Source organism: Pseudomonas sp. AN3A02, assembly GCF_011765255.1.
Classification (GTDB): Bacteria; Pseudomonadota; Gammaproteobacteria; order Pseudomonadales; family Pseudomonadaceae; genus Aquipseudomonas.
On the sequence record NZ_JAARNI010000018.1, the window covers coordinates 23794 to 31196 of the forward strand.

Annotated in this window: 2 protein-coding genes and 3 rRNA genes; 2 read left to right on the plus strand and 3 right to left on the minus strand. The window is 54.0% G+C overall.

Going from position 1 to position 7403, the window contains the following annotated elements:
- The first annotated feature begins 59 nt into the window (after positions 1-59).
- Both HBJ59_RS31040 and HBJ59_RS31045 read left to right on the plus strand, forming a co-directional pair.
- Entirely contained in the window at positions 60-2552 is a 2493-nt protein-coding gene (locus HBJ59_RS31040; RefSeq protein WP_167665762.1) for a TonB-dependent siderophore receptor, read from the plus strand.
- A gap of 71 nt (positions 2553-2623) precedes the next feature.
- A complete protein-coding gene (locus HBJ59_RS31045; protein WP_167665763.1) occupies positions 2624-3799 on the plus strand; it encodes a PepSY domain-containing protein in 1176 nt (391 codons plus the stop codon).
- 75 nt (positions 3800-3874) lie between these two features.
- Here the strand turns inward: HBJ59_RS31045 and rrf (HBJ59_RS31050) are convergent.
- The 3 genes from rrf (HBJ59_RS31050) to HBJ59_RS31060 all read right to left on the minus strand — a co-directional run bounded on the left by rrf (HBJ59_RS31050) (position 3875) and on the right by HBJ59_RS31060 (position 7283).
- Positions 3875-3990 (minus strand): 5S ribosomal RNA (rrf, locus tag HBJ59_RS31050).
- Between the two features lie 109 nt (positions 3991-4099).
- Positions 4100-4215: ribosomal RNA gene (gene rrf / locus HBJ59_RS31055) — 5S ribosomal RNA — on the minus strand.
- Positions 4216-4389: 174 nt separating this feature from the next.
- Positions 4390-7283, minus strand: a 23S ribosomal RNA gene (locus HBJ59_RS31060).
- Between the last annotated feature and the right edge of the window lie 120 nt (positions 7284-7403).

The window sequence follows — 7403 nt, forward strand, 5'->3', positions numbered from 1 at the left end:
GTCCGGCTTAGACAGTAAGCAATTCAATCTGCCTTCAGCGACCTCTACGGATCTCGATAATGACTGTGCGCTTTTTCAGTAACTCACCCTCTTCCTACCCTTTGCTCAGCAAAGCCGTACGTGCAGCGTTGCTGTCGACCACAATGGGCATCGGCTTGCTGCCCGTGGCCGGCGCCGCGGCTGATAGCGGCGTCGAGCGTATCAGCCAGCGCTATGACATCCCCGCAGGCCCGCTGAGCGATGCGCTCAATCAGTTTGCCCGTCAGGCAGGCATCACACTTTCCAGCACGCCTGCGCAGACTCAGGGCCGCCAGTCTGTCGGGCTGCATGGGGAGTACTCTGCCGAACAAGGTTTGAGCCAGTTGCTCAGCGGGTCAGGCTTACAGGCGCAGGCTCAGGACGACGTGAGTTTCGTGTTGCAGGCACAGCCCGAGAGCGAGGCGCTGACCTTGCCGACCACCGACATCAGAGGCTTCGCCCTGGGTAATGCCTTGGGCAGCATGGACGGCTACAACGCGACTCACAGCCAGATCGCCACCAAGACCAGTACCGCGCTGGTGGAAACGTCCCAGACGGTTTCGGTGGTGACCCGCGAGCAGATGGATGACCAAGGCTCGCAAACCGTTGCCCAGGCCATGCGTTACACCCCTGGCGTGCTGACCAACCCGTATGGCGCCACTCACCGTTACGACTACGTGGCGATGCGTGGTTTCAACGACGGTTCGGTGGATAACATCTATCTCGACGGTTTGAAATCCATGGGGGACAGCGGGACTTACAGCACCATGCAGGTGGACCCGTACTTCCTCGAGCGGGTGGATATTCTCAAAGGCCCGTCATCGGTGCTGTACGGGCGCAGCTCGCCGGGCGGGCTGGTGGCGTTGACCAGCAAGAAGCCATTGTTTGAGCCATACCATCAAGTGCAGGCCACCGTGGGTTCCCAAGGGCAGCGAGGCATGGGTTTCGACTTCAGCGGCCCGGTGGATGACGACAAGCGTATTGCTTACCGACTGACCGGGCTTGCGGACAAGTCCGACACACAGTTCGACCATGCCAAGGAAAAACGCTACGCACTGGCGCCCACCTTGAGCATCGACTTTACCGATGACACGTCCCTCACACTCCAGGCTTATCTACAGCATGATCCCGACGGTGGCTACCACGGTGGCATGCCGGCGGACGGCGTGCTGCATCAGCGCAATGGCCAGCGAATTTCCAATCACTTCTTTGAGGGTGAGCCGGACATTGATGGGTACAAACGTGATCAGCAGTCGTTCGGCTATCAGTTTGAGCATCGCTTCAATGATGTTTTCACGGCGCGGCAGAACTTTCGGTATCTGGATTCGAAGGTCCGGCTGGACCAGGTGTATGCCTATGGCTGGACCACGCCCACCAGTAATGAGCTGAATCGCTACTACTCAGGCGGTGACGAGAAGCTGCATGCGTTCATTATCGACAATATGCTGCAGGCTGAGTTTTTTACCGGCGCAACCAAGCACACGGTGTTGATGGGGGCGGACTATCAGCGGCGCAAAACCGTTGTGGACTGGAGCAGCGGCTCTCTTGCGCCGATCAATGCGTTCAATCCGGCGTATGGCAATTCCGAGATCAGTTATTACAGTCCAACCAGTTATCTGCGTCGGCTCGAGCAGACCGGCGTTTACCTGCAGGACCTGATTGAGATGGACAAGTGGCGGTTCTCCCTCGGGCTGCGTCAGGATTGGGTTGAGACCTCTGATGAAAACCGCATTGCTGAAGCGGGACGGCCGGTGGGCACGGAGATCAGTGATAACCGTACCAAGCTGACCGGGCGTGCAGGAGCGCTTTATCTGTTTGAAAACGGTCTTGCGCCCTACGTCAGCTATTCCGAATCCTTCAACCCGAACTCCTATTCGGACAGTGCCGGCAATCCCCTGGCACCTACCGACGGCACCCAGTGGGAGGTTGGCTTGAAATATCAGCCGCCGGGTACTGACAACCTGTTCACCGCTTCGCTGTTCCGTATCGATCAGGAAAACCTGGCGACCAAGCTGCCGCAGGAAAACTTCTATCGCGCGGTAGGTGCTGTGCGCTCCCAGGGCCTGGAGTTGGAGGCGCATATGCAGCTGACTGACAATCTCAAGTTGCTGGGCAGCTATACCTTCACTGACATCGAGTATTCAAAGTCGATGGTCAGCACGTTGAGTACTGCGGACAACGTGATCGAGAACAAGGGGAATTCGCCGACCCAGGCTCCGCGTCATATGGCATCGGTGTGGGCCGACTACAAATTCGACAGCGGTGCTCTGGATGGCCTGCGGCTCGGCGGTGGTGTGCGCTATGTCGGCTACAGCTGGGCGGATGCGGAGAACACCATGAAGGTGCCCGCCTACACGCTGTTTGATGCCTCGATGGGTTATGACCTGGGCAAGGTGGGGTTGAAGGGTGTGGATCTGCGCCTGAATGCCAACAACCTGACGAACGAGTCTTACGTGGCGTCGTGCGCGAGCCTGAACTTCTGCTATCTGGGTGAAGAGCGCAACGTCAGTGCGACGGTGAGCTACCAGTTCTAATTTCTCTCGATTCATCCAAAGCCAGTGCCTGATTCCAGGCGCTGGCTTTGTTGTATTTGCAGGAAAACTTTATGCGTGCATTGCTGGTTTTATTTCATCGCTACATCGGGTTGGCGACGGCGTTGTTTCTGATGATGGCGGGGATAACGGGCAGCCTTCTGGCGTTCAACCATGAACTGGATGAATGGCTCAATCCCGGGTTCTACGAAGCGACAGCCAAGGGCCGTGCATTGCCGCCAGGTGAACTGGTGGACACGCTGCAGGGGCAGCATCCCAAGCTGCAAGTCTGGTACATGGAATATCCACAAGAGGCCGGTCATACCGCTATGTTGGCGGCAGTCGCCAGAAACGATCCGGCGACGGGCAAACCCTTTGATGAACCTAACCAGGTTTTCTATCTCGATCCGGTCAGTGGTGAAGAAATGGGGCGACGCTTTTGGGGCGCTTGCTGCTTTCAGCGTGAGAATCTCATTCCATTCATTCTGGAGTTTCACTACAACCTGACACTGCCGGGAAATTGGGGTTTGTGGCTGATGGGGTTGGTGGCGATTGCGTGGGTATTCGATTGTTTTATCGCGCTGTGGCTGACCCTGCCGCGGGGCACACCCTTCTGGAAGAAGTGGTCCACGGCTTGGAAGATCAAGGGTGGTCATACTTATCGGTTGAATTTCGACCTGCATCGCGCAGGTGGGCTGTGGCTTTGGCTGTTGTTGCTGCCGATTGCAGTTAGCAGTGTGGCGATGAATTTGCCAAGCCAGGTGTTCAAACCAGTTGTCTCGCTGTTTTCACCGGTTGAGGCCAGCGTCTATGAGGCTCGTGGCAGGCTACCGAGCGAGCAATTGGGCGTGACGCAGTTGAGTTATCAACAGGCCTATGAAAGGGCGTTAGAGGAAGGCAAACGGCTTGGGCTGACAGCGGCGGTTGGGGAGCTGTACTACAGCTTCGAGTACAACTTCTATGGCGCGGGTTTTGGGCAACATGATACCGAGGCCCATGGAAAATCCTGGTTGTTTTTCCACGGTACGGACGGGCGTTTATTAGGGCAGGAAATAGCAGGGCAAGGTACGTTGGGAGAGCGCTTTTATCGGCTGCAGCTGCCGATCCATGGAGGCAGGATCATCGGGCTGATGGGGCAGGTATTGATTGCGCTGCTGGGGATTGTGATCGCGATGTTGTCGGCAACCGGGATCTACATCTGGTGGCGCAAGTTGCTGGCCAGGCGAAATGCGAAGGCACGCAAAGGTTGAGTCGGTCCTGTTTCTTTGCTTCCTTAAACGACAAAACCCCTGTCTGCGTTAGCAGACAGGGGTTTCGGAATTCAATCTTGACGATGACCTACTCTCACATGGGGAAACCCCACACTACCATCGGCGATGCATCGTTTCACTGCTGAGTTCGGGATGGGATCAGGTGGTTCCAATGCTCTATGGTCGTCAAGAAATTCTGTGTACCAGACCGTTGCGCTCGCAACGTGCCGGTGAAAATCATGGACTTCTACATAAACAAAACCCCTGATTGCGTTAGCAATCAGGGGTTTCGGAATTTAATCTTGACGATGACCTACTCTCACATGGGGAAACCCCACACTACCATCGGCGATGCATCGTTTCACTGCTGAGTTCGGGATGGGATCAGGTGGTTCCAATGCTCTATGGTCGTCAAGAAATTCGGGTACTGAGTCGTGACCAGTTGGTCTCGCTTCAGCAAATTGGGTATGTGATAGCTTTCGGTGTTTTGTGAGTATCTCGAACTTTCGGTTCGTTTCGTCTTCACACACCGCAATCTGATGCTTCTACTTGTTTCCAAGTCAGGAGTAGTCAAATTGCTTGGGTGTTATATGGTCAAGCCTCACGGGCAATTAGTATTGGTTAGCTCAACGCCTCACAGCGCTTACACACCCAACCTATCAACGTCGTAGTCTTCGACGGCCCTTCAGGGAACTCAAGGTTCCAGTGAGATCTCATCTTGAGGCTAGTTTCCCGCTTAGATGCTTTCAGCGGTTATCTATTCCGAACATAGCTACCCGGCAATGCCACTGGCGTGACAACCGGAACACCAGAGGTTCGTCCACTCCGGTCCTCTCGTACTAGGAGCAGCCCCTCTCAAATCTCAAACGTCCACGGCAGATAGGGACCGAACTGTCTCACGACGTTCTAAACCCAGCTCGCGTACCACTTTAAATGGCGAACAGCCATACCCTTGGGACCGGCTTCAGCCCCAGGATGTGATGAGCCGACATCGAGGTGCCAAACACCGCCGTCGATATGAACTCTTGGGCGGTATCAGCCTGTTATCCCCGGAGTACCTTTTATCCGTTGAGCGATGGCCCTTCCATACAGAACCACCGGATCACTAAGACCTACTTTCGTACCTGCTCGACGTGTCTGTCTCGCAGTCAAGCGCGCTTTTGCCTTTATACTCTACGACCGATTTCCGACCGGTCTGAGCGCACCTTCGTACTCCTCCGTTACTCTTTAGGAGGAGACCGCCCCAGTCAAACTACCCACCATACACTGTCCTCGATCCGGATAACGGACCTGAGTTAGAACCTCAAAGTTGCCAGGGTGGTATTTCAAGGTTGGCTCCACGCGAACTGGCGTCCACGCTTCAAAGCCTCCCACCTATCCTACACAAGCAAATTCAAAGTCCAGTGCAAAGCTATAGTAAAGGTTCACGGGGTCTTTCCGTCTAGCCGCGGATACACTGCATCTTCACAGCGATTTCAATTTCACTGAGTCTCGGGTGGAGACAGCGCCGCCATCGTTACGCCATTCGTGCAGGTCGGAACTTACCCGACAAGGAATTTCGCTACCTTAGGACCGTTATAGTTACGGCCGCCGTTTACCGGGGCTTCGATCAAGAGCTTCGCGTTAGCTAACCCCATCAATTAACCTTCCGGCACCGGGCAGGCGTCACACCCTATACGTCCACTTTCGTGTTTGCAGAGTGCTGTGTTTTTAATAAACAGTCGCAGCGGCCTGGTATCTTCGACCGGCATGAGCTTACGGAGCAAGTCCTTCACCCTCACCGGCGCACCTTCTCCCGAAGTTACGGTGCCATTTTGCCTAGTTCCTTCACCCGAGTTCTCTCAAGCGCCTTGGTATTCTCTACCCAACCACCTGTGTCGGTTTGGGGTACGGTTCCTGGTTACCTGAAGCTTAGAAGCTTTTCTTGGAAGCATGGCATCAACCACTTCGTTAACTAAAAGTTAACTCGTCATCAGCTCTCGGCCTTAGAATCCCGGATTTACCTAAGATTCCAGCCTACCACCTTAAACTTGGACAACCAACGCCAAGCTGGCCTAGCCTTCTCCGTCCCTCCATCGCAATAACCAGAAGTACAGGAATATTAACCTGTTTTCCATCGACTACGCTTTTCAGCCTCGCCTTAGGGACCGACTAACCCTGCGTCGATTAACGTTGCGCAGGAAACCTTGGTCTTTCGGCGTGGGTGTTTTTCACACCCATTATCGTTACTCATGTCAGCATTCGCACTTCTGATACCTCCAGCAAGCTTCTCAACTCACCTTCACAGGCTTACAGAACGCTCCTCTACCGCATCATCCGAAGATGATACCCGTAGCTTCGGTGTATGGTTTGAGCCCCGTTACATCTTCCGCGCAGGCCGACTCGACTAGTGAGCTATTACGCTTTCTTTAAAGGGTGGCTGCTTCTAAGCCAACCTCCTAGCTGTCTAAGCCTTCCCACATCGTTTCCCACTTAACCATAACTTTGGGACCTTAGCTGACGGTCTGGGTTGTTTCCCTTTTCACGACGGACGTTAGCACCCGCCGTGTGTCTCCCATGCTCGGCACTTGTAGGTATTCGGAGTTTGCATCGGTTTGGTAAGTCGGGATGACCCCCTAGCCGAAACAGTGCTCTACCCCCTACAGTGATACATGAGGCGCTACCTAAATAGCTTTCGAGGAGAACCAGCTATCTCCGAGCTTGATTAGCCTTTCACTCCGATCCACAGGTCATCCGCTAACTTTTCAACGGTAGTCGGTTCGGTCCTCCAGTTAGTGTTACCCAACCTTCAACCTGCCCATGGATAGATCGCCCGGTTTCGGGTCTATTCCCAGCGACTAGACGCCCTATTAAGACTCGCTTTCGCTACGCCTCCCCTATTCGGTTAAGCTCGCCACTGAAAATAAGTCGCTGACCCATTATACAAAAGGTACGCAGTCACCCAACAAAGTGGGCTCCCACTGCTTGTACGCATACGGTTTCAGGATCTATTTCACTCCCCTCTCCGGGGTTCTTTTCGCCTTTCCCTCACGGTACTAGTTCACTATCGGTCAGTCAGTAGTATTTAGCCTTGGAGGATGGTCCCCCCATATTCAGACAAAGTTTCTCGTGCTCCGTCCTACTCGATTTCATGACTAAGAGATTTTCGCGTACAGGGCTATCACCCACTATGGCCGCACTTTCCAGAGCGTTCCGCTAATCTCAAAGCCACTTAAGGGCTAGTCCCCGTTCGCTCGCCACTACTAAGGGAATCTCGGTTGATTTCTTTTCCTCAGGGTACTTAGATGTTTCAGTTCCCCTGGTTCGCTCCATACACCTATGTATTCAGTGTAAGGTAACCATCTTATGATGGCTGGGTTCCCCCATTCAGACATCTCCGGATCAAAGTCTGTTTGCCGACTCCCCGAAGCTTTTCGCAGGCTACCACGTCTTTCATCGCCTCTGACTGCCAAGGCATCCACCGTATGCGCTTCTTCACTTGACCATATAACCCCAAGCAATCTGGTTATACTGTGAAGACGACATTCGCCGAAAATCCGATAATACTCAATTAAGAGCAACTCACAAATTTTACCTTAGCCTGATCCGTTACCAGTGAAAGTAA